Source organism: Sinorhizobium meliloti, assembly GCF_017876815.1.
Classification (GTDB): Bacteria; Pseudomonadota; Alphaproteobacteria; order Rhizobiales; family Rhizobiaceae; genus Sinorhizobium; species Sinorhizobium meliloti.
This window is the reverse complement of record NZ_JAGIOS010000003.1, coordinates 598,043-622,602: the sequence shown is the minus strand read 5'-3', so window position 1 is coordinate 622,602 and position 24,560 is coordinate 598,043. Positions and strand designations below refer to the sequence as shown.

Genomic DNA, 24,560 nt, shown 5'->3' with positions numbered 1-24,560 from the left:
GAGCAAGGGAACATGAATAGGATATTTGTTTTGGCGGCCACTGCCGCGACGATTGCTACAGCGATGCCGGCGACGGCTGCCGATCTCGTTTTCACGAGTTGGGGAGGGACCACGCAGGACGCGCAGAAGATCGCCTGGGCCGAGAAATTTACCGAAAAGACGGGCATTAACGTGCTGCAGGACGGACCGACCGATTACGGCAAGTTGAAGGCTATGGTCGAGGCGAACGCCGTCACCTGGGACGTCGTCGACGTCGAGGGCGATTACGCCGCTCAGGCCGGCAAGAAGGGCCTCCTCGAGAAACTCGACTTCTCTGTCATCGACAAGTCCAAGCTCGATCCGCGCTTCGTCACCGACTATTCGGTTGGCAGCTTCTATTATTCCTTCGTCATCGGCTGCAACAAGGATGCGGTCGATGCCTGCCCCAAGACCTGGGCGGACCTCTTCGACGCCCAGAAATTCCCAGGGATGCGCGCCTTCTACAAGTGGTCCGCGCCGGGTGTCATCGAGGCCGCCCTGCTTGCCGACGGTGTATCGCCCGATAAACTCTATCCGCTCGATCTGGATCGCGCTTTCAAGAAGCTCGACACGATTAAGTCCGACATCATCTGGTGGTCAGGCGGCGCGCAGTCGCAACAGCTCCTCGCCTCCGCCGAAGCGCCTTTCGGTAGCGTCTGGAATGGCCGAATGACGGCGCTCGCGCAAAGCGGCATCAATGTCGAGACTTCCTGGGAACAGAACATCACCGCCGCCGACGCTCTCGTAGTCCCCAAGGGCTCGAAGAACAAAGAAGCGGCCATGCAGTTCATAGCGCTCGCCACATCGCCAGAAGCTCAGGCCGACCTTGCAAAGATCACAGGATACGCGCCGATCAACTTGGATTCGCCTAAGATGATGGATCCGGAATTAGCGAAGACCCTGCCGGACGCGCAGACGGCAAGCCAAGTGAATGCGGACATGAACTACTGGGCCGAGAATCGCGATGCCATCGGCGAGCGCTGGTACGCCTGGCAGGCGAAGTAATCATTGGGAACGGCTGGAAGGACGTTGTGGCGTTCTTCCGGTCGCTCCGGCAGCCGGAAAGCGGCGCGCCTTGCGTTTAGGGAGGAGAAACAATGGTATCGCAGACCGAAACCGGGAGTGGGAGACCGTATTCGCCTGCACAGGTCCGGCGGCTGACCGACTTTGACCTGACATTGCCAGCCCTAGGACTGCTGATCCTGTTCTTCGTCCTGCCGGTCGCCATGCTGTTAACGCGCAGCGTCACAGAGCCGGTGCCGGGTCTCGGCAACTATGCCGAATTGCTGGGCTCATCAACCTACCTGCGAATATTCGCAAACACCTTCATCGTTTCTAGCCTCGTCACACTTGTCTCGTTGCTGATCGGCTTTCCTGTCGCCTGGGCACTGGCCATCATGCCCAGCCGCGCGGCATCCATTGTGTTCGCCATTCTGCTTCTGTCCATGTGGACGAACCTTCTTGCGCGTACTTACGCGTGGATGGTGTTGCTTCAGCGCACAGGTGTCATCAACAAGATGCTGCTTGGAATGGGGCTCATCGATACGCCGCTTCCGCTCGTCAACAACCTGACGGGAGTGACGATCGGCATGACCTACATCATGTTGCCCTTCATCATCCTGCCGCTCTATGGCGTCATCCGGAAGATCGATCCCGCCATCCTGCAGGCGGCTGCTCTTTGTGGCGCCAATCGCTGGCAGTCGCTCGTGCGCGTGCTGCTGCCGCTCGCAATGCCGGGCATGGCGGCAGGTGCGCTTATGGTCTTCGTGATGTCGCTCGGCTACTTCGTTACGCCGGCGCTGCTCGGCGGTACTTCGAACATGATGCTCGCGGAGCTCATCGCACAGTTCGTGCAGTCTCTCGTCAACTGGGGCATGGGCGGCGCGGCGGCCCTGGTGCTTCTGGTCGTCACCCTGGCGCTGTACGCCGTGCAGCTTCGTTTCTTCGGCAAAAACCGGATGGGAGGGCGCTGACATGCTCCTGAATTTCGACCGTCTGGGCTGGTGGAAGCTCGTTCTCATCGGCATCACGTTGCTGACAACTGCCTTCCTGCTCCTCCCCATCCTATTCATAGCGGCACTCTCCTTCGGTTCGTCGCAATGGCTGATATTCCCGCCGCCCGGTTGGACGCTCAGGTGGTACCAGGAGCTACTCGAAGATCCCCGTTGGCTGGACTCCGCCTGGACGAGCTTCCGCATCGCACTCATCGTTACGGTGCTGTCGGTCCTTCTCGGTCTAGTCACTTCTTTTGGTCTGAACCGCGGGCGGTTCTTGTTTCGGGAAGCGTTGAAGGCGCTATTCCTGACGCCGATGATCCTGCCCGTCGTCGTGCTAGCCGTGGCGCTATACGCCTTCTTCCTGCAGATAGGTCTCAATGGAACCCTCACCGGCTTCGTCATTTCCCATCTGGTGCTGGCACTGCCGTTCTCAATCCTGTCGATCACAAATGCGCTCGAGGGCTTTGATAAATCGATTGAGGATGCCGCCGTTCTGTGCGGCGCTTCGCCTTTCGAAGCCAAAATCCGTGTGACGCTGCCGGCCATCAGCCACGGCGTTTTCTCCGCGGCAATATTTTCCTTCCTCACCTCTTGGGACGAAGTGGTCGTCGCAATTTTCATGGCGAGCCCGACGCTTCAGACGCTTCCCGTCAAGGTTTGGTCGACCTTGCGGCAGGATTTAACGCCGGTCGTTGCCGCCGCCTCCACGCTTCTCATCCTCTTGACAGTACTTTTGATGGTGCTCGTCGCCATCGTCCGTAAAGGATTAAAATCATGAATAGACCCTTCCTACAGATCCGCGGCATCCGCAAGGAGTATGGCCCGGTGACGGCCGTGCAAGATGTTACTCTCGATGTTGCACAGGGGGAATTCCTGACCTTTCTTGGCCCTTCGGGATCCGGAAAAAGCACGACGCTTTACATCCTGGCCGGCTTTGAGAACCCGACGCGCGGCGACATCTTGCTAAATGGCGAAACGCTGCTGGCGACGCCTTCGCACAAACGCAATATCGGCATGGTGTTCCAGCGCTACACGCTGTTTCCGCATCTTTCCGTCGGCGAGAATATCGCCTTTCCGCTAAAGGTCAGGCGTCTTCCGAAGGCGGAGATCGACGCCAAGGTGCGCGCGATGCTGAAGCTCGTCCGGTTGGAAGGCTTTGAGGACCGTAAGCCCGCTCAGATGTCCGGCGGCCAGCAGCAGCGTGTGGCCTTGGCCCGCGCACTCGCCTATGACCCGCCAGTGCTGCTGATGGATGAGCCGCTTTCTGCCCTCGACAAAAAGCTGCGCGAGGAGATCCAGCACGAAATCCGCCGGATCCACCAGCAGACGGAAGTCACAATCCTGTATGTCACGCATGACCAGGAGGAGGCACTTCGTCTTTCCGATCGCATCGCCGTTTTCTCAAAGGGCGTGATCGATCAGATCGGCACAGGGCCGGAACTATACGCCAACCCGGCCACTCGGTTCGTGGCCGAGTTTATCGGAGACAGCGATTTTCTCCCTTGCGACGTGGTCTCTATGGTCAATGGCCGAGCCGAGATTGCTGTGTGCGGTTCCATGACCTTTTCGAACATTCCGCTTCATGGGACTGCTTCTTCGGGGAGCAAAGCGGCGCTTATGCTGAGGCCGGAGCGGCTACTGTTGTCAAAGACGAAGTCAGACATCGGGTTGCCGGTCACGGTCAGCGATATCACCTTCCTCGGCAACAACGTCCATGTGGCCACGAAAACCCGCAAAGGCAACGACCTGTCCGTCCGCCTTCCCTTCGGTCATGAAGCGATCTCGGGACTCAATCGGGGAGATGCCGTTTGGCTCAGATTCGATGCCGGGTCGGCGCACGTTTTCGGTCAGTGAAATAGCCGCTATTTCGGTGAGACGCCTGGCGATGGAACAGTAGCGGCCCGGAAACAAGGCGACGCACCAGGAGACCTACGCATGACGATTTCGGAAACACTTCTCGTCAAACTGAAGGATCCCAGCCTCGCTGTCGACAAGGGTTTGATCGGCGCCGAATGGCTTGACAGAAGCGACAGCGGCAAGACGTTCGATGTCAGCAATCCGGCGACCGGCGAGGTCATCGCCATCTTGCCCGACATGAGTCGGTCCGAAACCGCACGTGCGATCGATGCGGCCCACGCGGCGCAAAGGGCATGGGCGGAGAAGACGGGCAAGGAACGCGCCGCGGTGCTGCGCAACCTCTACGACCTCGTGGTTGCCAATGCCGACGACCTCGCCACCATCCTGACGATGGAAATGGGTAAGCCGCTTACGGAGGCGAAGGGCGAGATTCTCTACGGCGCGTCTTACGTCGAGTGGTTTGGCGAGGAGGCGAAGCGCGTCTACGGCGACACGATTCCGGGCCACCAGCCGGACAAGCGCATCATCGTCCTCAAACAGCCGATCGGGGTCGTGGCGGCGATCACGCCGTGGAATTTTCCGAATGCGATGCTCGCCCGAAAACTGGCGCCTGCCGCTGCCGCAGGCTGCGCAGTGGTTTCGAAGCCTGCCGCGGAGACGCCGCTGTCGGCGCTGGCGCTAGCCTTGCTCGCAGAACGCGCCGGCCTGCCTGCCGGAGTCTTCAACGTTATCCTGTCGACCGATTCCGCGGAAGTTGGCAAGGAAATGTGTGCCAATGACAAGGTTCGCAAGCTGACCTTCACCGGCTCCACCAACGTCGGCAAAATACTGATGCGCCAGGGCGCCGACCAGATCATGAAGCTGGGTCTGGAACTCGGAGGCAACGCGCCGTTCATCGTCTTTGACGACGCCGATCTCGACGCCGCTGTCGAAGGCGCCATGGTCGCCAAGTACCGCAACAACGGGCAGACCTGCGTCTGCGCCAATAGGATTTTCGTGCAGGCCGGAATTTACGACGCCTTTGCCGCGAGGCTGACTGCCAAGGTTAGCGAGATGACGATCGGCGACGGGTTTGAGCCGGACGTCGACGCTGGCCCGCTGATCTCCGAAAAGGCTCTCGCCAAGGTCGAGGAACATATCCGGGACGCGGTGACGAAGGGTGCCGATCTGGTTCTGGGCGGCAATGCGCGGGGCGGATTGTTTTTCGAGCCGACCGTCCTGACCGGAGCCACCATGGACATGAAGATTGCTGGCGAGGAGACGTTCGGCCCAGTCGCGCCGCTCTTCAAGTTCGAGACCGAGAATGAAGTTGTCAGTATGGCCAACAAGACCGAGTTCGGCTTAGCATCCTATTTTTACTCCAAGGATGTGAGTAAGGTATTCCGCGTGGCGGAAGCGCTAGAATACGGCATGGTGGGCATCAATACAGGCCTGATCTCTACGGAAGTAGCGCCCTTCGGCGGTGTCAAGCAGTCGGGGCAAGGCCGCGAAGGCTCCAAATACGGCATCGATGACTATGTGGAAACCAAGTATCTTTGCCTCAGTATTTGAGCGCGCGACGAGCGAATTGCTGGTGAGGGTCCGGTACAACGTACTGGCAATGTTCCCGGTGTACGCTTCGAATGTCGCGTATCGCATCTATTGGAGGGATGACCAGCGCCAGAACGCTTAAAGCAGCCTCAGGCTGTCTTGACTGCTTTGTATCGCTCGAAGGACTGCCTCTGTCCGCGTGGTCTGCCATGTAGACGTGTCCGATAGTGCCTCTGCTCCAAGCGGCGATGATAAGGCATCATCAAAGCCTGGATCAAACACCCAAACATCAATTATCCGTAAAGCAGGATTCTAATAGTTGGGTTGACTCTGTGGAACACTCAGCCGAGAACATTCGGATGCTAAAGGAGGGATTTCTGATGGTTGACGAAAGTAATGCAGGGCCAGTTGCTCCGGCTGTAGTGGCGGATGCAGAAGTGAAAGCACCAACGGGTAAGAAGCGTAGCTCGTCACGGCCCCAGAAGGCGCCCCCCGAACCAGCTCAACCAAAGATGCCGGCCGCTAAACGCAGGGGATATAGCGAGCAAGAGAGGAGCGAGAAGCTCAGGCTGATTGAGACAAAAGTCAGCGAAGGCAATACCCTCAAGGACGCTATCAAGAGCGCCGGTATATCAGAGCAAACCTACTATCATTGGAAAAGTGCTGCTAAGTCAGCCGCGCGAGAGGACATTGAGAGAACTACACCCTTATCGGCTGGCGATGAGTTCGCGGAGCTTGTCCAGCTTGAAGAGGAAAATCAGAGGCTCCGCAAGCAACTGGCGGAGAAGCTGCGAACGGAAAATACTGAACTGCGCAAGAGGCTCGGTTTGGACTGACGAGGAGCGGGAAGGCCCGGGAAGACGTTGCTTTGTCGTTCTCCGCGCTACGCGAGGGGCTCCCGATTTGGCATTTTCGCCCAGACGAAGCCCTGCTGTCCCAAAAATCTTGCCGGGTCCAGGGCCGGTGGCGCGTTGCGAAGCAATTGAAACACGCGAGGAAGGGCTATATTGGTGCGCCAGCAGAAATCCCGCGGGGCCATCAGTGTCGCGTCTGTTTTCACTTTGCTCGGGGTCGAAAGAGATGAAGAGGCCACAACAGACATTTGTTGTCGAAAAGAAGACAAAGCGGCGACAGCCAAACGCACAGACGAAGTCAATCTGGGGAGATACGGATCTTAAGGCTTTGGCACGCGAAGTGGAAGATATGGCGTCGCTTCCGTTCAATTCAAATGAGGGACGTGGAACCTTTGGCTCGCGTGAAACTAGGCTGGTCGATCCGATCAATGCAGAGCCGCTTAACGGCCGTGTCGAGGTTGCGCTGCCAGAGATACAACGTGCCAACGGCACGAAGGTTGAGATCTCGCAGCATCGCGTCGCCGACACTCCGACCGAGGCGGTTGCGCAGACAAAGGAGCGCCACACGCCATCGCAGCGTCTATCGACGTCGGGCACTGCTCGAAATCGCACGAAGCGCCTGCACGACTTGAAGGTCGGGCACGAGGGTCGAAAAGCGCAGACCAGGACTGTCGACGATCCGATCTCCCTCGACGAGCTTGCCGCTCTGGGTGCGGACAACAAGCTCCTCAAGAGGTTGCTAGCTGAACTGCTTCTTGCACAGAACCTCTGGCTCAAGAAGATGCTCGAACGATTTGATGCCGAACGCGATGTGGCGCCACTAGCGTCGGGCAGGAAAGCCCGTGAGCCCGAGTTTCGCGGATAGCCCCGGGAGAGGCTGCCCTACCTTGATGTCGCCTTTCGGATCTCGACGACGTGTCTGATGGAAATGAGAATCCGACATTGCTAAGTTGGCGAGGACTACCTGCGGGGGATGCAACGCTCTCGAAATTCTCTGCCACTTCAAGCTGATCGTGCGGATGCTTGCAACCGAACAACGGTGTGGCGATTGTTGCGCGGAGTCAGCCTTCGCGCAGATCGAGTTCGGCCGCTTGAGTGGATGCTCGGGCAGCTCGGTCAGGAGCGCGCTGTTGCCACGCTATCGTTCTGATTATCGGCGACTGGGTCGGCCCGTCGAATAGCTCAAGCGCCGGAAGGCCCCGGCATACATTTCAATACTAGAGCAGATCCTGTTCAATCCGGGTCATACCCGGCAGCCCTGAAGTAGTTGGCACACTCGTCAGGAGTGAAGCGGGGTATCAAGGCGCCGACTGCGTCCCACAGGGCATCGATCTTTCGCTCCGCGCGGCCTCGCAGCATGGCTTTCAGTTTCGAGAATGCATTCTCGATGGGATTGAAGTCTGGGCTATAGGGCGGGAGGAACATAAGCTTGGCCCCGGCGCGCTCGATGGCATCCCGCACACCGGATGTCTTGTGTGCTGGCAAGTTGTCCATGACTACGACGTCCCCGGCCTGAAGGGTCGGCAGAAGTACCTGTTCGACATAGGCCAGGAAGACGTTGCCGTTCATCGCGCCGTCGTAGACAAACGGTGCGGTCATTCCGGTTAGGCGCAAGGCGCCGGTGAAGGTCGTTGTCTTCCAGTGCCCGTGCGGTACGCCGGCCCGGCAACGTTCGCCTCGCAGTGCACGCCCGCGCAGACGTGCCATCTTCGTGGAAAGGCCGGTTTCATCGATGAAGATCAGCTTCTCCGGATCGAGATCGAGCTGACCATCAAACCAGACGCGCCGGCGCTTCAGGACATCCGGCCGGTCTTGCTCCAGTGCGTGTGCGGTCTTTTTTTAAAGGTCCATCCTCGGCCTCGAAGCCAGGCGCCAAGTGCGCTACGGCTGATCTTCACCTGCCGTTCGACGGACAAGCGCTGGACCATTTCATCGAGCGTCACGTCCTTCCGCTCTTCGATCAGGGCGACAACAAATTCCTCGTGTGCGTCTACCGCCGATGGCCGCCTCCAGCCCTGCGGCCGAGGGGTCAGCTCGCCCTCTTTCGCTCTCGCGATCCAGCGGATCGCTGTCGAGATCCCAACTCCGAACCGGGCTGCAGCCTGTCGAGCTGACATGCCCGCTGCAGACGCTTTCAAAACCCGTATTCGAAGATCGTCGCTCAGTGCCTGGCCCATCATCCACCTCTTCGCTGTGGATGTTGAATCAGCTTCGGCCTGCGTCGTCACTTCACAATCGATTCATCGATCGCAGCACGTGCTCTAGCGTTCCACTTGCTTCGACCCTGCTGCAATCGGATCGATACTAGGCCCGCGTATGGTGTCGGCGGCGATGTGTATCATCGCGATCGCACCAGCGTCACGAACCCGCTGCACCCGGGGATCCTTGGGAACTCATTAATATCAACAATCAAAAAACTCGGCAAATGCAACCGCGTGAAGGAACCTGAGCGCGGTCGCTCGATGATGGGAACCCCTGATCCCGCTCCAGGCAAATAATCTCATCCATGTCGCAACTCATGTCCGGTCAGTGTCGCCGGATATTTGCCTCGACTGTAACCGGCAGGCGAGTGTCCTGCGGAAGGTGGGGCAGGGCCAGGCGCCACCCGTTCCTCAGCAGTATCGAGCCGCCCCATAGGTCTTCATTCGCCACCGAAATGATCGGCTCCTCGAGGTCCTTCTTAGGGATATACGCCGACAAGGCGTCGCCGGTTATGCGGATTGTGACTTTCATGATCTGTCCGTTCTGCAAGACTGGTGGCAGTTTCAGTCATCCCGCGAGTGGAGGCTATTTCTACACATAGTTTGGTGGAGCCTCGCAAATTTCGACCCTGTTCTCCTACAACCTCTTGCGGTTCCTCACGTTCTTTGTGCTGCAGGACCTTAAAATCGAAGTTCTGTCGGAACATATTGGTAGGAGCTCAGGCAGGGACGCAGGTGTTCGACACCGGACAGACCGATGCGCATTGCTGTGTGTCGAATCCTCCCTTGCATTCGTTGCATTTGGTCGGGTCAATCACGTATTTCTCGCCTTTGAAATTGACCGCCCCCCGCGGACATTCAAACTCGCAGGCGCCGCACTGAGTGCATTGAGATGCAATAATCTTGAAGGCCATTTTAAAACTCCTTATTCAGTCGGAGGGCAGCTCAAGCTGTCGCCGTCTTTACCGGTGGTTCGATGCCAAACTCGGCGGCGTAGAGCGCGCCGAGCGCACTCTCGATGTAGTCATGGCCATAAGCTTCCGTCGCTCGAAGCCCGGCCTGTGTCAGCTGTTTCCTTGGGTAATCTCCGATTTTGACGCAGAGCAGGATGTCTATTCCTTCAAGCGCAACGACGATGTGATCGAGGGTGGCGACCTCGCCCCAGCCGCCGAGGCAATACTGCTCAACCCTGCGGCGGCCTGCCAGCTTGATCCCTCTCTGGGAGACGGTATAAACGTGAAATTCTTTCGCGTGTCCAAAATGTTCGTTGATCCGGCCCCCGCCTTTGGTCGCCACGGCAATGAGAAGCGATCCGCCATATTCCACCGACATTACCGTTCTGTTCGCCTCGTTCTTGGCCACTAGGTGGTCCCCGCGTTCGCGCGCGACCAACTGGCGATAGGCCTGTCGCTTGCTGGCATCGTAGGTTATCTCGTCGGGGATTTCAGCGAGCGTGAACTCGTGACCACGATCATCGCCGAGCAAGCCTATGGCATCGGCCCGGCAATGTCGACAATGACGCATCAGTTTGGTTCCTTCTAGACGGTCCTGAAGGGCCTGCAGTTCGAAGGCCTCCGGGCCGCGCTGCCCTGTCAGTCCGTAATAGGTCCCGTGTATGCGGTTTGAAATTAGCGGCATTACGTTGTGCAGCAACGCGCCTCTTCCTTTCACAACTTTGTTGACTTCGATCAGGTGCTCATCATTGACGCCGGGGATCATTACCGAGTTGACCTTGGTGAGGATGCCGCGTTCGGCTAGCATCTCCAGGCCCAACATCTGCCGTTCGTGCAGGATTCTCGCAGCGTCGATACCAGTGTGGCGGCGCTGACCATAGTAAATCCAGGGGTAGATCTTTACGCCGACACGCGGATCGACCATGTTGATGGTGATCGTCACGTGATCGACGTTCATTTCGGCAAGCTCATCGACATGGTCCGGCAACGAGAGCCCGTTCGTGGAGATGCAGAGTCTTATGTCGGGAATTTCCCTAGCCACTCGTTCGAACGTCGCCCTTGTTTTCTTCCAGTCGTAACAGGCATCGCCGGGCCCAGCGATGCCAAGCACTGACAGCTGAGGCACTTCGTTGGCAACGGCAATCACCTTTCGCACCGCCTGGTCAGGTGTGAGCTTTTCCGAGGCAACACCGGGCCGACTTTCGTTGGCGCAATCGTATTTGCGATTGCAATAGTTACATTGGATGTTGCAGGCAGGCGCGACCGCCACGTGCATGCGCGCGAAATAGTGATGCGCCTCCTCTGAAAAACAGGGGTGATTCTTAATCTTGTCCCAAGTTCCAGGATCTATGTCGCCCGGCGCCGTCGATGGGGGTGAGCAGCCAACCGATTTAGCGTTCTCCAGCAACTGGTCAGAGAATGTAGTGCTGGTCCGGCTCTCACGCAAAATCATGGGTGTGGACATGAACAACTCCAGTGGAGGGTGATTTTGCAATTCAACCAGCAACAGCTATGCCAAATCCTTTTCGTCAATGGATTGGCGTCTTTGGATTCGGTCCTGTCTCTTTGCTCACAGGCTTGTCGGACTTCCGACAAGGGCAAAGTTGAATTGCATCCGGTCGTGTTTCGAAAGGACGGAGAAAAGAGGCGACGCTCGCGACGCCTTTATCTCACCGGCAGCTTAGAGCTTTCTCACGTCCACACCATGCCGACGTAGAGCATACCCGACCTGCCGGGGCGTTTTTTCGAGGATGCGAGCTGCCTTTGCCTGATTCCAACCGGCCTCCTCCAGCGCACTGATCAACCGGTCGCGCTCGATCAGATTGGATGCCACTCCTGCGGATCCGGGCTCTTTCGGCGGAACGTCATTGGCTGGCGCTCCGAGCAACGGTGTTGTACCCGCGGGCGCATCGATCTCAATGTGGCCATGCGAACAGTGAACGCCTTTCCAGAGGCGAGAAGAAAAACACTGGTCCGTTTGGCAGGCGAAATCTGACGAAGTGATCGTCTTTGACCTGGCGAGAGTTGCAGTCCTCCGCACACAGTTTTCCAGCTCGCGAACGTTTCCAGGGAACTTGCACTTCGACAAGTGGTCAAGCGCAGACGGCGCGAAATGGAGATCACGACCGTTCTCTTCGTTGAACCGCTGAAGGAATGCTCTTGCAAGGAGCGGAATGTCACCGTCGCGGTGCCTAAGGGGCGGCAAAATGAGGGGCACCCCGCTGATGCGGTAGTAAAGGTCTTCCCTGAACTCCCCATTCTGGACCGCCATTTCGAGATCCTTATTTGTGGCGAATATGAGCCGGACGTCGACTTTCAGCGTCTTTGTGCCGCCGACTCGCTCAAATTCACCTTCCTGTATTACGCGTAGCAGTTTTGCTTGGAACGCCGGGGGAATCTCGCCGATTTCATCGAGCAGCAACGTTCCGCCATTCGCCGATTCGAAACGGCCTACTCGTTGAGCAATAGCCCCGGTGAACGCACCTTTCTCATGTCCAAACAGCTCTGATTCGAGAAGGCTCTCAGACAGCGCGGGGCAATTGAACTTGATGAAGGGCTTTTTTTGCCGAGTCGAATGCTGGTGGATTAGCTTCGCAAAGCATTCCTTGCCAGTTCCTGTTTCTCCCCTAAGGAGAACGATTGAATTGGTCTCTGCCATGACTTTGGCGATATCTACCGCCGTCATGAGGGCGGTACTTTCCCCGATGATCCCGTCATTCTTGAGCAGCCGCTGGCGGGCGGAACTCTGGCTCTGCTCATCACGTGAATTCTGTTGTTCTTGCTGCTCTTCGGCAAATGTCCGCTCACGCCTGCTCATTGTGCGATGAAGCCGAATGGCCCTCCCCGCAAGATTGGCGGCCATAGAAAGAAAGTGTACCTCCTCCTCATAATCAGAATCGGACTCTTCGGCGCACTCGAACCACAGCATTCCGCCCGTTTCGTGATCGACTTCCACCGCCGCAGCGATGAAGGCAGTCGGACCAATTCCGCGCCATTTTATCTCATCCTTGAACAGCTCAGAGTTGCAAACGTCTGGTACGACCAGCCGCCCGGCAGTCATGACTTGGTCTATTGCGGCCTTTGGTACAGTATAATCAGCGGCAGAAGGAGACCCGCTGTTGCGGGTAGCCGCTGTTATCTTTTTCTCTCCTTCCGACGCCGGAATCTCGAGTCCGCCGCGGCGCATGCGCAGAATCAAAGAGAGGGTATTCACGAAATTGTTAAGCGTGGTCTCAAGACGAGTGGGGGCCATCAGAGCCTTTGATATGCTGTAAATTTCGGCGGAGCGCTTGTCCTGTTTGCGCATGTCTCTTTGTGAAGGTACAGACAGGGCACTAACTCCCCTGAACGAGTTGCGATGGGAGCACCTTAGTCATTTTCTCGCCCGCTTAATATTAGGAGGTATGCGTATTGACAGTCGGAGAGCGATAAAGTTACGGAAGGTAAGTTGGTTTCCTTGTAAGGATCCCTGGCACTTCGTCCCCCTATTGAACGCCGATCTAGCTTGTGAATCGACCTTAGAGTGGCTCATCCGAACTTGAAGAGGACACCGAAGCCACCTCGTGGATAGCTCCACTCGACGTCACCGTTTGCCTCGCACAACACTCTGCATGTGCCGCACTCCATGCAGCCATCGGCAGTGACTTCCACTTGCCCAGTTTCATTCAACTCGTAGCATTTGGCCGGGCAGACTCGCGTGAGCGCGAGCAGGTTTAAGCTTGGCGACCGGTGTGGCCGCACTGTAATGTGTGGACGCCCTGCGTCGACCAGATAGCGGTTCTGGTAAAGCTTGTCTTCGATACGCTCCGCGATTGCCGTCTTCATCTCATTTCTCCTTTAGCGCCAGGCGGAGGCAAGGCGAACCGCGTCACTGACGAGACCCCATCGGGATCGTGCCCTGAGAAAGGCGGCGGTGGTCGCAATTTCCCTCTCAATCTTAGGCGTGCCGTCCACGCGCACGAAGTTCTGCGCGGCATGCGATATCAGCTGCGGGTACGTCGTGAAGAAGTTTGGGGAATTGGTATGGAGCAGGGAAGGCATGTCCTTTTGTTTGCTCAGGTCCTCAACAACGAAGGACTTGTCTAGCATCGTTTTGTAGAGAGAGAGGCTCGCCTTATCCATTACCCCCCCGCGGCTCTTTATGATTGAAATCGCCTCTCCCGCCATCCTCCCAGATGCCATGGCAAGGTTAGACCCTTCGCGGTGCACGGCATTGTTAAGTTGCGCCGCGTCTCCAACGACGACCCAGCCGTTACCGCAGAGCCGCGGTATTGCGTTGAAACCGCCCTCCGGAATGAGATGGGCCGCATATTCCTTTACTTCCGACCCTGCTATTAGCGGCTGGATTGAAGGGTGGCGTTTAAAGGCGTCGAGAAGCGCGTAAGGTCTCTCCATGGTCTCGGCGAAGTTCGAGATGAGGCAGCCGATGCCGAGTGAGATTGACTCCTTATTGGTGTAGAGGAAGCCCAATCCTGCCATTCCGCGCGAAATTGTACCGCCCGCCTCAATCACGCATCCTTCATCGCCTGTCAGTCCGAAGCGCTCTGCGATCACCTCTTCGGGGAGGAAATGCAATTCCTTTACCGCGAGGGCTACGTTTTTCGACTTCGGCATCTCACGTAAGCCGGCGCGCGTGCCAAGGAGTCCGTTGACCCCTTCAGCGAGCACGACCACATCTGCAAGAACGACGTCGCCAGCGCGGTCAGTGCGGACGCCTATCGCCTTCCCGGCACTGTCCCATTCCAGTCCTGTAGCCGTTGTTTCACACAGGACCGTGCCGCCAGCCTCGCACACCTTGCGCGATAACCATTTATCGAATTGAGCGCGAATGATCGTGTAGCGGTTTGGCGTCACCTCATTGAAGTCGTCTGACCGGTAGTGCATCCCGGTGTGAGACGTATCGTCCATTATCCAGAATCGCTGCTCGACGAGATGCCGCTCGAGCGGTGCGTCATTCCGGAAATCTGGAATGATTGCCTCCAGCATGTTGGCGTACATTATAGCGCCTTGGACGTTCTTTGAACCCGGATACTCTCCGCGCTCCAACTGCAGCACCTTTAGCCCACGGCTAGCCATCGCGTAAGCCGCCGCATTCCCGGACATACCGGCACCAACGACGATGGCGTCAAATTTTTCCTTTGTCATTGGTCCTTGTCTCACTGCACAAACTTCTCAAGATTGCGTGGCTCCAACCGTTTAGTGAAGACTTCCGTCAGGGCAGGCAGAAAACTGATCGCATCGGCCACAACGCCGAGGTGGGCGAAATCGAAGATGGGCGCGTTCGGATCGGTGTTGATAGCAACAATGAGGTCAGATCCTTCGACGCCAACGCGGTGCTGAACGGCGCCCGAGATCCCAGCCGCTATATAGAGCTTTGGCCGGATCGTGTTGCCCGTTTGGCCGATCTGCCGGTCAAACGGCATCCACCCCTTTTGGACTAGCGGCCGCGAACACCCAAAATCCCCGCCGAGCGTTCGTGCGAGATCCTTCAAGAGCTGAAGGTTCTGCACTGCTCCAAGACCGAGTCCCCCGGCAACCACGACGTCGGCGTAGGCGAGATTGGCTATGGTCGAGTCGCAATCGGAAAAAAAGGCAAGGACTTTGGTCGCGATCTCCTCCTCAAGCATTTTCAGATCGTGCCGGATGATGCTTCCAGTTGGTCTATTCACGCGTTGCGGCGTGGCCATTACATTCGGCCGTACGGTTGCCATCTGCGGTCGACACTTGAGTGTATAGATCGTGCAGAGCAAGGAACCTCCGAAGGTTGGCCTGGTCGCAGCGAGGGAACCATCTGAATCAACATTTAGCTCAGTGCAGTCGGCCGTGAGTCCTGTCTTCAATGTCGTTGCCACCGATCCGGCGAGATCGCGGCCGAGCGTAGTCGCGCCGAGAAGCAGGATTTCCGGCTTGTTTGCCAAGACGAGATCCGTCAGGGCTTTGGTGAAAGGCTCGTTGCGATAGTGGGCGAGTAGCGGCGACTCGACGAGGTAGCTGAGGTCGGCGCCGTAAGAGAAGGCGTCCGCAATAGCATTTGCCGTGCCCTGTCCTCCCGGCGGCCCAATGACCACGCCCGCAAGATGGACACCCAGCTTGTCGGCGAGCTTGCGGCCTTCACCGAGTAGTTCGATGGAGACGGGATGCACCTGACCGTGCTCCAGTTCGATGAAGACCCATACGTTCCGATAGTCCTGGAATTGCTTGGGTAGCTCCTTCTTCATGGCGGCGCGTCCGGAGGGTTGGGAACTGGCTTCACGATTCTCGGTCGACATCTGGTGCTCCTTACTGTCCCGTGCTGCCTGGGAAGCCGAGATCGTGTTTCAAGGCCGGCTGGTCGGCAAAGATTGCCGCGATCAGACCGTCCGCGATCTCACGCAGTGGCTTATTTGTGGTGTCGATCTGCCTTGCCTTTTGTTCGCGGGAAGTTGGGGCAAACACGCGCTTTACGACCGTCGGAGATCCTCGCAAGCCACAGTTGGCCGGTTCTGCAATGCCGGCGTCCGCCGCACTCCACTTGACGACCTTGGTGCGCGCGGCGCGAAGGGCGTCGTCGAGACGCCCGCGACGGATGGCGTCGGCGCCGTCCAGCATAGTGACAAGGCATGGTAGTCCGGTTCTCAGGATCTGCGAGCCGCCTTCCGCGCGCCGCTCAACAGTGATCTCGCGCGAAGCGGCATCAATGGAGAGAATCTTCGCCACGTAAGTGAGCTGCTGTAGGTCGAGGCGCTTGGCAATTCCAGGTCCAACTTGGGCAGTGTCGCCGTCGATCGTCTGCTTGCCGGTGAACACAACATCAGGCGTGCCGAAGGTCTCGCCGATCTCCGCGATTGCTTGAGCAAGGGCGAAGGAGGTCGCGAGCGTATCCGAGCCTGCAAAATGGCGGTCGGTTAAGAGAACGGCGCGGTGTGCGCCAAACGTGAGTGCCTTGCGCAGGGCGTCCTCGGCCATCTTAGGGCCCATGGTCACCACGGTAACCTCGCCTCCATACGTGTCGCACAACTTCAGTGCTTCTTCTAGGGCGGCCAGATCATGGGGGTTGATAATGGTCGGCACGCCCTGTCGCATGATCGTGTTGGTCACCGGATGGACGCGTATTTGCGCGGAATCCGGCACCTGCTTGATGCAGACTACAAGGTGCATGGTGTCTCTCCAGGCTCCAATCACATGTGTGCCAGCGTTTCCGTTGCTGGCAAGCGTTAGCAGCAACCGGAATGGTCCTCACTGTCTTGCTCGATATTGTGTCTTCTTACCGCTTCCTAGGGGGATGATCGTGCAAAAGTCGTGCCAGGTCGCAGACGTGACTGAAATAATGCTAATTGCTTTCTTTCAAATAGTTAGATCGGGAAATTGGCCGCATGCTTGAAGGAACAATTTGTGTCGAGGGGCCGACAGAGGCGACGGACAATGTCATATGGCTGCGGCAATCATCCGCTCGACTGGTTTCTTTGCGTATAGGACGCGGAGGTGATGAATGCCGCAGTTGCAATGGCGGGCATTTTTTGAGAGGGCAGCGCATGTCAACTCGCACGGGGATTGTCTGCGCGATCGGAAGGCAAGGCGCGTGCGGCGCCTTCCCAAGGCGCATGATCGTGCTCGTCACTGAAGCGACGTGAATTCGCGCAGAAATCCGGCACCTGCTTTATACAGACTACGAGGTGCATGGTATCGCTCCAGGCTCCAATCATATGTGTGCCAGCGTTTCTGTCTCTTCCAGCATCAACCGTGCCAACCACTGACGTCATCACAAAGCATTGATGTGATCGACGTATTTCGTTCTTGGAGATTCCGGCGTGTTTTAGTCTTTGTCGTGTCGGCCCATTGTCACCTCCCAACACGGCCTGTGGAACCGGACATTTTGTCTGCGGCTGCTATGTTTGGGGGACACCCCTGCGTCTGTTCGGACGTGCATCATGCGCGCCTGCTCGAGAAGAAGCTCTCCAACCTGCCGGCGATGCTTCCTCCCGATCCTCAACGCCGTCGTCCAGACGGGCAAGTCGCTCCTCATTATCGCTGGCTGAAGACCATCGGAATAGCCAACCCGCTGCACGGTTCTGGCGCAGCAGGTGTTGATCGCTTGGAGAGAGACTTCGGTGATGGGACGTTTTATATTTTGCCGCGGGTGTGATTGGTGCGAATGCACGAGCTTGGCCTTATTGCAGGCCCCTTCTATCGTTTGGACCTTTACCGACCGGACGCGTGACGACACGCATACGACAATGTTCGTCACCTTTGTCGGCTTAACGACACAAGTTGTTCGTTCGACCATATGGTCAATTTCCAGACCTAACTATCTGAAAAAAGGCTCTAAACTTTATTTGGTCACTCGGCCTGGCACGACTTTTGCAAGATCACCCAGTGGTGCCCCTGCTGTGCGCATTCATTTGTCCCGAACAACCGAACTAGTTTAAACAACAAAGGAAGCAGATGGCAGCTCTGCGTCAGATCGCGTTCGACGGTAAGGGGATGTCCACAATCTCCAAAATGCACTCGCCCTAACCGGGCACGGCTTCGGCAATGTTGACGGGAGCATCGCGTTAGCATGGCCTCTTCCCTCAGCCTTCATTTAAGACAGTCGCAGTCGCATTCGCTGACTATGACGCCGCAGCTGATGCAGGCAATCCAGCTGCTTCAGATAGATCATCTGGAGCTCAGCGGTGCTCTCGGACGACGACATCGTCGACGTCCTCAAGAAGACAGGTGTCGATATCGCCAGGCGCACGGTCGCAAAATATCGCGAAACGATGAACATCCATCCTCTGTCCAAGGCCGCCGCGAGAAGCGTGCACTGGCGAGGGCCACCGGACTCGGAGGGATGCCGGCAACCCGCAAGTACGCTCGAGCAGGCGGGTCCGGTGGCTCCTGGAGCGAGATTGCGACATCAGCCGCCCGGTTTTTTGGGCCGCTCTCTTTTGTTCCCCCGCGGCGGGAAGGCACTCGCGTTCACAGCAGCTAAGCGTATGCGGCAGAAATTCAGTCGTTCCCGATCACGAGGATGGCGCAAAAAGAGCCGCTACCCAGAGCAGCCCGTACAGCGTCATTGCCTCTCCAGCGGCCACTCGGCGTGTCGTCGCCCAGTCACAAGGGCTTCCACGCACGGCGGCAATTCGTTGAGCGATTTCTGACGCGTGACAACCGCCCATACGACACTATCCGTAGCCCTTGTCGGCTTAGCGACACGAGTTGTTCGCTCAACCATATGGTCAATTTCCAGATCTAACTATCTGAAAGAAAGCCGAGTAGTTTATTTCAGACACTCCTGCGGCTGGCACGACTTTTGCACGATCAGCCCTGGGCGCGCATGCTGTTGCGCATTCATGTGTCCGAACAACCGAAATAGTTTAAACAACAAAGGAAGCAAGATGGCAGCTCTGCGTCAGATCGCGTTCTACGGTAAGGGGGGTATCGGCAAGTCCACGACCTCCCAAAATACACTCGCCGCGCTTGTCGACCTGGGGCAAAAGATCCTTATTGTCGGCTGCGATCCGAAAGCGGACTCCACGCGCCTCATCCTGAACGCAAAGGCACAGGACACCGTACTGCATCTTGCGGCAACCGAAGGTTCGGTCGAAGACCTCGAGCTCGAGGACGTGCTCAAAGTGGGTTACAGAGGCATCAAGTGCGTGGAGTCCGGTGGCCCAGAGCCGGGCGTCGGCTGCGCCGGACGCGGCGTTATCACCTCGATCAACTTCCTGGAAGAGAACGGCGCTTACAACGATGTCGATTACGTCTCATACGACGTGCTAGGGGACGTAGTATGCGGCGGCTTTGCGATGCCTATTCGCGAAAACAAGGCTCAGGAAATCTACATCGTCATGTCCGGTGAGATGATGGCGCTCTATGCCGCCAACAACATCGCGAAGGGTATCCTGAAGTACGCCCATGCCGGCGGCGTGCGCCTGGGGGGTTTGATTTGCAACGAGCGCCAGACCGATCGGGAGCTCGACCTCGCCGAGGCACTTGCCGCCCGCCTCAATTCCAAGCTCATCCACTTCGTGCCGCGCGACAATATCGTTCAGCACGCAGAGCTCAGAAAGATGACAGTGATCCAATATGCGCCGAACTCTAAGCAAGCCGGGGAATATCGCGCCCTGGCTGAAAAGATCCATGCAAATTCCGGCCGAGGCACCGTCCCTACACCGATCACTATGGAGGAACTGGAGGACATGCTGCTCGACTTTGGAATCATGAAGAGCGACGAGCAGATGCTTGCCGAACTCCACGCCAAGGAAGCCAAGGTAATAGCCCCCCACTGAATCGCCGCCGAGAGGGTGGCGCAGCTGGACGCGGCGTGCCATTCCACAAACGGCGCCATTGATGAGGTGTCACCTAGATCGTGAAATGGGCAGGCCCAAATGAGCCTCGACTATGAGAATGACGATGCTTCGCACGAGAAGCTTATCGAAGAAGTGCTATCGCACTATCCAGACAAGGCGGCGAAGCGCCGTAAAAAGCACCTGAGTGTCGCAAGGAACAAGCAGGAGACCGCCGAGGAAGGACAGGTGGTTTCCGAGTGCGACGTAAAGTCGAACATCAAGTCGATCCCGGGCGTAATGACGATCCGCGGCTGCGCCTATGCCGGTTCCAAAGGCGTTGTTTGGGGTCCGATAAAGGACATGGTGCACATTTCGCACGGCCCGGTCGGTTGCGGCCAATATTCCTGGTCACAGCGCCGCAACTATTACGTCGGTACGACGGGCATCGACGCCTTCGTGACGATGCAGTTTACCTCCGACTTTCAGGAGAAGGATATCGTCTTCGGTGGTGACAAGAAGCTAGAAAAGATCATCGACGAGATCGAGGAACTGTTTCCGCTGAACAACGGTGTTACCGTGCAGTCGGAATGTCCCATCGGCTTGATTGGTGACGACATCGAGGCGGTTTCGCGAAAGAAGGCTGAGGAGTACAAAACAACAATCGTGCCGGTGCGTTGCGAAGGCTTCCGCGGTGTATCGCAGTCCCTCGGACATCACATTGCTAACGACGCGATACGTGATTGGGTTTTCGACACGACCGAGGTCGCGTACGAAGCTGGTCGATACGACGTTAACGTGATCGGTGACTACAATATCGGCGGTGACGCCTGGGCATCGCGCATCCTGCTAGAGGAGATCGGGCTGCACGTGGTCGGCAACTGGTCGGGGGACGCCACACTCGCGGAGATAGAGCGCGCGCCGACCGCAAAGCTAAATCTTATCCACTGCTACCGGTCGATGAATTACATCTGCCGGCACATGGAGGAAAAGTATGGTGTTCCTTGGATGGAGTACAATTTTTTCGGGCCATCCCAGATCGAAGCCTCGTTGCGCCAGATAGCGAAACATTTTGGACCGGAAATCGAGGAAAGGGCGGAGAGGGTAATCGGGAAGTACAGTGGCTTGACCGATGCTGTGATCGACAAGTACTGGCCGCGCCTTCACGGCAAAAGGGTAATGCTTTACGTCGGCGGCTTGCGACCACGTCACGTTATTACTGCCTATGAGGACCTCGGCATGGAGATCGTAGGGACCGGTTACGAATTCGCCCACAACGACGATTATCAGCGCACTGGCCACTACGTGAAGGAGGGCACGCTGATCTATGACGATGTCACCGGCTATGAACTCGAAAAGTTCATCGAGAGGATTCGCCCCGATCTCGTCGGCTCCGGCATCAAAGAAAAATACTCGGTGCAAAAGATGGGCATCCCATTCCGCCAGATGCACTCCTGGGATTATTCCGGACCGTATCACGGCTATGACGGCTTCGCGATCTTCGCCCGCGACATGGACCTTGCGGTCAATAATCCGGTCTGGGACCTCTACGACGCGCCCTGGCAGAAGGTGACAATGCCTGCGGCATCAGGTGCCGCTGAATGAGAGTCTGATCTCTCCCCCGCGAGAGATCAGCAACGTCTCGAACGTCTCTGTGCCGCCGCAAGACGATGCCGATATGGAAGAGGTTACCACATGCCGCAATCCGCCGAGAAAGTGCTCGACCATGCTCCCCTTTTCCGCGAGCCGGAATATAGGAAAATGTTGGCCGAAAAGAAGCGAAACTTCGAACGACCATACCCGGATCGGACCGTCACTGATCAACGCGAATTCACCAAAACCTGGCATTATCGCGAAATAAATCTTGCCCGCGAAGCGCTCGTCGTGAACCCGGCCAAGGCCTGTCAGCCGCTTGGCGCGGTTTTTGCGGCGGCCGGGTTTGAGCGAACAATGTCGTTTGTGCATGGCAGTCAAGGGTGCGTTGCCTATTACCGTTCGCACCTGTCGCGCCATTTCAAGGAGCCGTCGTCGGCGGTCTCATCTTCGATGACAGAAGACGCTGCGGTATTTGGCGGCTTGAAGAACATGGTCGATGGCTTAGCCAATACTTATAAGCTCTACGAACCGAAGATGATCGCCGTGTCGACCACGTGCATGGCGGAGGTCATTGGTGACGACTTGCACGGCTTCATTGAAAATGCCAAGGACGAAGGCGCCGTCCCCCATGATTTCGATGTCCCTTTTGCGCACACACCGGCATTCGTCGGCAGCCATGTCGATGGCTATGACAGCATGGTTAAAGGCGTGCTGGAGAATTTCTGGAAGGGCGAGCAGCGCACTGTAAACCCTGGCTCGATCAACATCATCCCGGGTTTCGATGGATTCTGCGTCGGGAACAATCGCGAGTTGAAGCGCCTGCTCAATTTGATGGGAGTTTCCTATACGTTCATCCAAGATGCCTCCGACCAATTTGATACGCCCTCGGATGGTGAGTTCCGCATGTATGACGGAGGCACCAAGATCGAGGACGTGAGAGCGGCACTGAATGCCGAGGCGACAGTGTCACTGCAGCAATACAATACTCGCAGAACCCTGGAATATTGCAAAGCGGCCGGACAGTCGACGGTGTCCTTTCACTATCCTCTCGGTGTCAAGGCGACAGACGAGTTCCTGGTGAAAGTATCGGAGATCTCCGGCAGGGAAATCCCCGAGGCAATCCGCCTGGAGCGTGGCCGGCTTGTCGACGCGATGGCGGACAGCCAGTCTTGGCTGCACGGTAAGAAATACGCGATCTACGGCGACCCCGACTTCGTATACGCCGTAGCGCGATTCATCATGGAGACTGGAGGGGAGCCAACCCACTGCCTCGCAACCAACGGCACCCCAGCCTGGGAAGCTGAGATGAAAAAGCTGCTCGCATCCTCGCCCCTGGGCAATGATGCACAGGTTTGGGCGAGCAAGGATCTCTGGGCAATGCGCTCACTCCTTTTCACCGAGCCGGTGGACCTGCTGATCGGCAATTCCTATGGCAAGTATCTGGAGCGCGATACCGGCACGCCGCTGATCCGGCTGATGTTTCCGATTTTCGACCGGCACCACCATCACCGTTTTCCCCTGATGGGCTATCAAGGTGGACTGCGTGTGTTGACGACGATCCTCGATAAGATCTTCGACCGACTCGATCGTGAGACGATGCAGGTGGGAGTGACGGACTATTCTTATGACCTTACTCGCTAGAGCAGCGGACGGCCAAAGCCGGCGACCTTCTGATTGCCACGGAGGCCAGCGCCATGCCCTCGCTCAGTGCTAAAAATCAGGACTTCTTCAACGAACCTGCCTGCGAAAGAAACCGCAGCAAGGACTTTAAGGTGCGAAAGAAGGGTTGTTCGCAGCCGCCGATGCCGGGCGCGGCAGCCGGCGGCTGCGCATTTGACGGGGCAAAGGTGGCACTGCAGCCGATCACCAACGTCGCACATCTGATCCATGCACCGCTCGCCTGTGAGGGCAACTCCTGGGACAATCGCGGCACGGCTTCTTCGAGTCACATGCTGTGGCGCACAAGCTTTACCACTGATGTTACCGAATTCGACGTGGTGATGGGGCATAGCGAGCGAAAGCTCTTCAAAGCAATCCGCGAGATCAACGAGGCGTATGCCCCGGCGGCGGTCTTCGTCTATGCGACCTGCGTTACGGCACTGATTGGCGACGACATAGACGCGGTGTGCAGGCGTGCGGCGGAAAAGTTCGGCTTGCCGGTCGTGCCGGTCAATGCGCCGGGCTTCGCCGGCTCAAAGAACCTGGGCAACAAACTGGCGGGGGAAGCCTTGCTCGATCATGTCATCGGGACCGTAGAGCCCGATGATGCCCGGTCTAGCGACATCAATATCCTTGGCGAATTCAACCTCTCCGGCGAATTCTGGCAGGTAAGGCCGCTGTTGGACAAGCTTGGTGTTCGCGTCCGCGCCTGTATTCCAGGCGACTCGCGCTATCTCGATATTGCCACAGCGCACCGAGCACGCGCAGCTATGATGGTGTGCTCAACGGCGCTCATCAATCTCGCACGCAAGATGCAGGAGCGCTGGGACATTCCCTTTTTCGAGGGCTCTTTCTATGGCATCACCGACACTTCGGAAGCACTCAGGCAGATCGCTGGACTGCTTGTAAAGCAAGGAGCCGGTCCGGACCTAATCAGTCGCACCGAAGCACTGATCGTAGAAGAAGAGGCAAGGGCGTGGAGGAGACTTGAGGTCTATCGACCTCGGCTGCAAGGCAAGCGCGTGCTTCTCAATACCGGGGGGGTAAAATCCTGGTCCGTCGCACATGCGCTGATGGAGATCGGATTGGAAATCGCGGGTACGTCAATTAAGAAATCGACAGACAATGATAAGGAGCGTCTTAAGCAGATGCTCACGAACGATAGTATGAGTGGGGCGACGACGCCGCGCGAGCTTTACTCGGCTCTATCGGATCATAAGGCTGATATCATGCTGTCGGGCGGACGCACCCAATTTATAGCGCTCAAGGCCAAAATGCCCTGGCTCGATATCAACCAGGAGCGCCAGCACTCCTACGCCGGCTACCACGGCGTAGTGGAACTCGCGCGCCAGATCGACCTATCAATCCACAACCCGATCTGGGCGCAGGTGCGCGAACCGGCGCCATGGGAGATGGCTCCTGCGCGAGGAGAGGAGATGTCCGAGGAGGAAGCGCTACTGTGATTTAGCTTAGCGGCAAGATCCCCCGCAACTTCGGTGAGCTTGTCGTCGCCTGAAGGAGGAAGGTCTGTGCCATATCGCCATCGATTTCATCCGTCCATATCGTAGGTCCGGGGAATCACATTCAACGGTCCAGGAGGCACTAGAGTTTTTGTGCATGAAACTTGAGCAGGAAAAGGAGGCCAAGC

20 protein-coding genes and 2 pseudogenes are annotated in these 24,560 nt (G+C 57.3%); 13 read left to right on the top strand and 9 right to left on the bottom strand.

The window, feature by feature from the left end:
- The first annotated feature begins 12 nt into the window (after positions 1-12).
- The 7 genes from JOH52_RS29405 (at position 13) to JOH52_RS29375 (ending at position 7,121) form a co-directional block, all read left to right on the top strand.
- Positions 13-1,023, top strand: coding sequence for an ABC transporter substrate-binding protein (locus JOH52_RS29405; protein ID WP_014531692.1), 1,011 nt, complete (start codon positions 13-15; stop codon positions 1,021-1,023).
- A 92-nt stretch (positions 1,024-1,115) separates the two neighbouring features.
- Positions 1,116-1,991, top strand: a complete 876-nt coding sequence (locus JOH52_RS29400) for an ABC transporter permease (RefSeq protein ID WP_014531691.1) — start codon at positions 1,116-1,118, stop codon at positions 1,989-1,991.
- Position 1,992: 1 nt separating this feature from the next.
- The gene (locus tag JOH52_RS29395; protein WP_014528554.1) at positions 1,993-2,793 is read left to right on the top strand and encodes an ABC transporter permease; all 801 of its coding nucleotides are present in this window, start codon (positions 1,993-1,995) and stop codon (positions 2,791-2,793) included.
- Positions 2,790-3,869, top strand: a complete 1,080-nt coding sequence (locus tag JOH52_RS29390; RefSeq protein WP_013845764.1) for an ABC transporter ATP-binding protein — start codon at positions 2,790-2,792, stop codon at positions 3,867-3,869. Before JOH52_RS29395 ends, JOH52_RS29390 begins: the two co-directional genes overlap by 4 nt.
- A gap of 81 nt (positions 3,870-3,950) precedes the next feature.
- Positions 3,951-5,423, top strand: coding sequence for an NAD-dependent succinate-semialdehyde dehydrogenase (locus JOH52_RS29385; protein ID WP_010967426.1), 1,473 nt, complete (start codon positions 3,951-3,953; stop codon positions 5,421-5,423).
- 359 nt (positions 5,424-5,782) lie between these two features.
- Positions 5,783-6,238: a transposase gene (locus tag JOH52_RS29380; protein WP_014531690.1), complete on the top strand. Its 456-nt coding sequence runs from the start codon at positions 5,783-5,785 to the stop codon at positions 6,236-6,238.
- A 244-nt stretch (positions 6,239-6,482) separates the two neighbouring features.
- Positions 6,483-7,121: a hypothetical protein gene (locus JOH52_RS29375; protein WP_010967428.1), complete on the top strand. Its 639-nt coding sequence runs from the start codon at positions 6,483-6,485 to the stop codon at positions 7,119-7,121.
- 368 nt (positions 7,122-7,489) lie between these two features.
- Here the strand turns inward: JOH52_RS29375 and JOH52_RS29370 are convergent.
- The 9 genes from JOH52_RS29370 to JOH52_RS29330 all read right to left on the bottom strand — a co-directional run bounded on the left by JOH52_RS29370 (position 7,490) and on the right by JOH52_RS29330 (position 16,547).
- Positions 7,490-8,433, bottom strand: a protein-coding gene (locus JOH52_RS29370; protein WP_186808768.1) for an IS630-like element ISRm10-1 family transposase whose coding sequence is annotated in 2 segments (ribosomal slippage) — positions 7,490-8,097 and positions 8,097-8,433 — 945 coding nt in all. Because the reading frame shifts where the segments join, the coding sequence is not laid out codon by codon here.
- A gap of 349 nt (positions 8,434-8,782) precedes the next feature.
- Positions 8,783-8,989, bottom strand: a complete 207-nt coding sequence (gene nifT, locus JOH52_RS29365; RefSeq protein ID WP_003532756.1) for a putative nitrogen fixation protein NifT — start codon at positions 8,987-8,989, stop codon at positions 8,783-8,785.
- 187 nt (positions 8,990-9,176) lie between these two features.
- A complete protein-coding gene (locus JOH52_RS29360) occupies positions 9,177-9,371 on the bottom strand; it encodes a 4Fe-4S binding protein (RefSeq protein WP_010967429.1) in 195 nt (64 codons plus the stop codon).
- Positions 9,372-9,402: 31 nt separating this feature from the next.
- On the bottom strand, positions 9,403-10,875 hold the full coding sequence (gene nifB, locus JOH52_RS29355) for a nitrogenase cofactor biosynthesis protein NifB (RefSeq protein WP_010967430.1): 1,473 nt from the start codon (positions 10,873-10,875) through the stop codon (positions 9,403-9,405).
- A 216-nt stretch (positions 10,876-11,091) separates the two neighbouring features.
- The gene (gene nifA / locus JOH52_RS29350) at positions 11,092-12,717 is read right to left on the bottom strand and encodes a nif-specific transcriptional activator NifA (protein ID WP_014531688.1); all 1,626 of its coding nucleotides are present in this window, start codon (positions 12,715-12,717) and stop codon (positions 11,092-11,094) included.
- Between the two features lie 221 nt (positions 12,718-12,938).
- Positions 12,939-13,235 carry a ferredoxin family protein gene (locus tag JOH52_RS29345; RefSeq protein WP_010967432.1) on the bottom strand — a complete coding sequence of 99 codons (297 nt, stop codon included), beginning with the start codon at positions 13,233-13,235 and terminating at the stop codon, positions 12,939-12,941.
- 12 nt (positions 13,236-13,247) lie between these two features.
- Positions 13,248-14,555 carry an FAD-dependent oxidoreductase gene (locus tag JOH52_RS29340; RefSeq protein WP_003532765.1) on the bottom strand — a complete coding sequence of 436 codons (1,308 nt, stop codon included), beginning with the start codon at positions 14,553-14,555 and terminating at the stop codon, positions 13,248-13,250.
- A gap of 11 nt (positions 14,556-14,566) precedes the next feature.
- A complete protein-coding gene (locus JOH52_RS29335; RefSeq protein ID WP_014528563.1) occupies positions 14,567-15,679 on the bottom strand; it encodes an electron transfer flavoprotein subunit alpha/FixB family protein in 1,113 nt (370 codons plus the stop codon).
- Between the two features lie 10 nt (positions 15,680-15,689).
- The gene (locus JOH52_RS29330; RefSeq protein ID WP_014531687.1) at positions 15,690-16,547 is read right to left on the bottom strand and encodes an electron transfer flavoprotein subunit beta/FixA family protein; all 858 of its coding nucleotides are present in this window, start codon (positions 16,545-16,547) and stop codon (positions 15,690-15,692) included.
- A gap of 1,399 nt (positions 16,548-17,946) precedes the next feature.
- Here JOH52_RS29330 and JOH52_RS36295 point away from each other — a divergent pair.
- From JOH52_RS36295 to nifE, 6 genes and pseudogenes are all read left to right on the top strand, one after another.
- A pseudogene (locus tag JOH52_RS36295) lies at positions 17,947-18,018 on the top strand (hypothetical protein); the annotation flags it as partial.
- 34 nt (positions 18,019-18,052) lie between these two features.
- A pseudogene (locus tag JOH52_RS36290) lies at positions 18,053-18,210 on the top strand (RNA polymerase factor sigma-54); the annotation flags it as partial.
- Positions 18,211-18,766: 556 nt separating this feature from the next.
- Positions 18,767-19,660, top strand: coding sequence for a nitrogenase iron protein (gene nifH / locus JOH52_RS29315; protein ID WP_003532770.1), 894 nt, complete (start codon positions 18,767-18,769; stop codon positions 19,658-19,660).
- A 99-nt stretch (positions 19,661-19,759) separates the two neighbouring features.
- The gene (nifD, locus tag JOH52_RS29310) at positions 19,760-21,262 is read left to right on the top strand and encodes a nitrogenase molybdenum-iron protein alpha chain (RefSeq protein WP_014531685.1); all 1,503 of its coding nucleotides are present in this window, start codon (positions 19,760-19,762) and stop codon (positions 21,260-21,262) included.
- Between the two features lie 90 nt (positions 21,263-21,352).
- A complete protein-coding gene (nifK, locus tag JOH52_RS29305) occupies positions 21,353-22,894 on the top strand; it encodes a nitrogenase molybdenum-iron protein subunit beta (RefSeq protein ID WP_014531684.1) in 1,542 nt (513 codons plus the stop codon).
- Positions 22,895-22,947: 53 nt separating this feature from the next.
- Positions 22,948-24,375, top strand: coding sequence for a nitrogenase iron-molybdenum cofactor biosynthesis protein NifE (nifE, locus tag JOH52_RS29300; protein WP_014531683.1), 1,428 nt, complete (start codon positions 22,948-22,950; stop codon positions 24,373-24,375).
- The last annotated feature ends 185 nt before the right edge of the window (positions 24,376-24,560 follow it).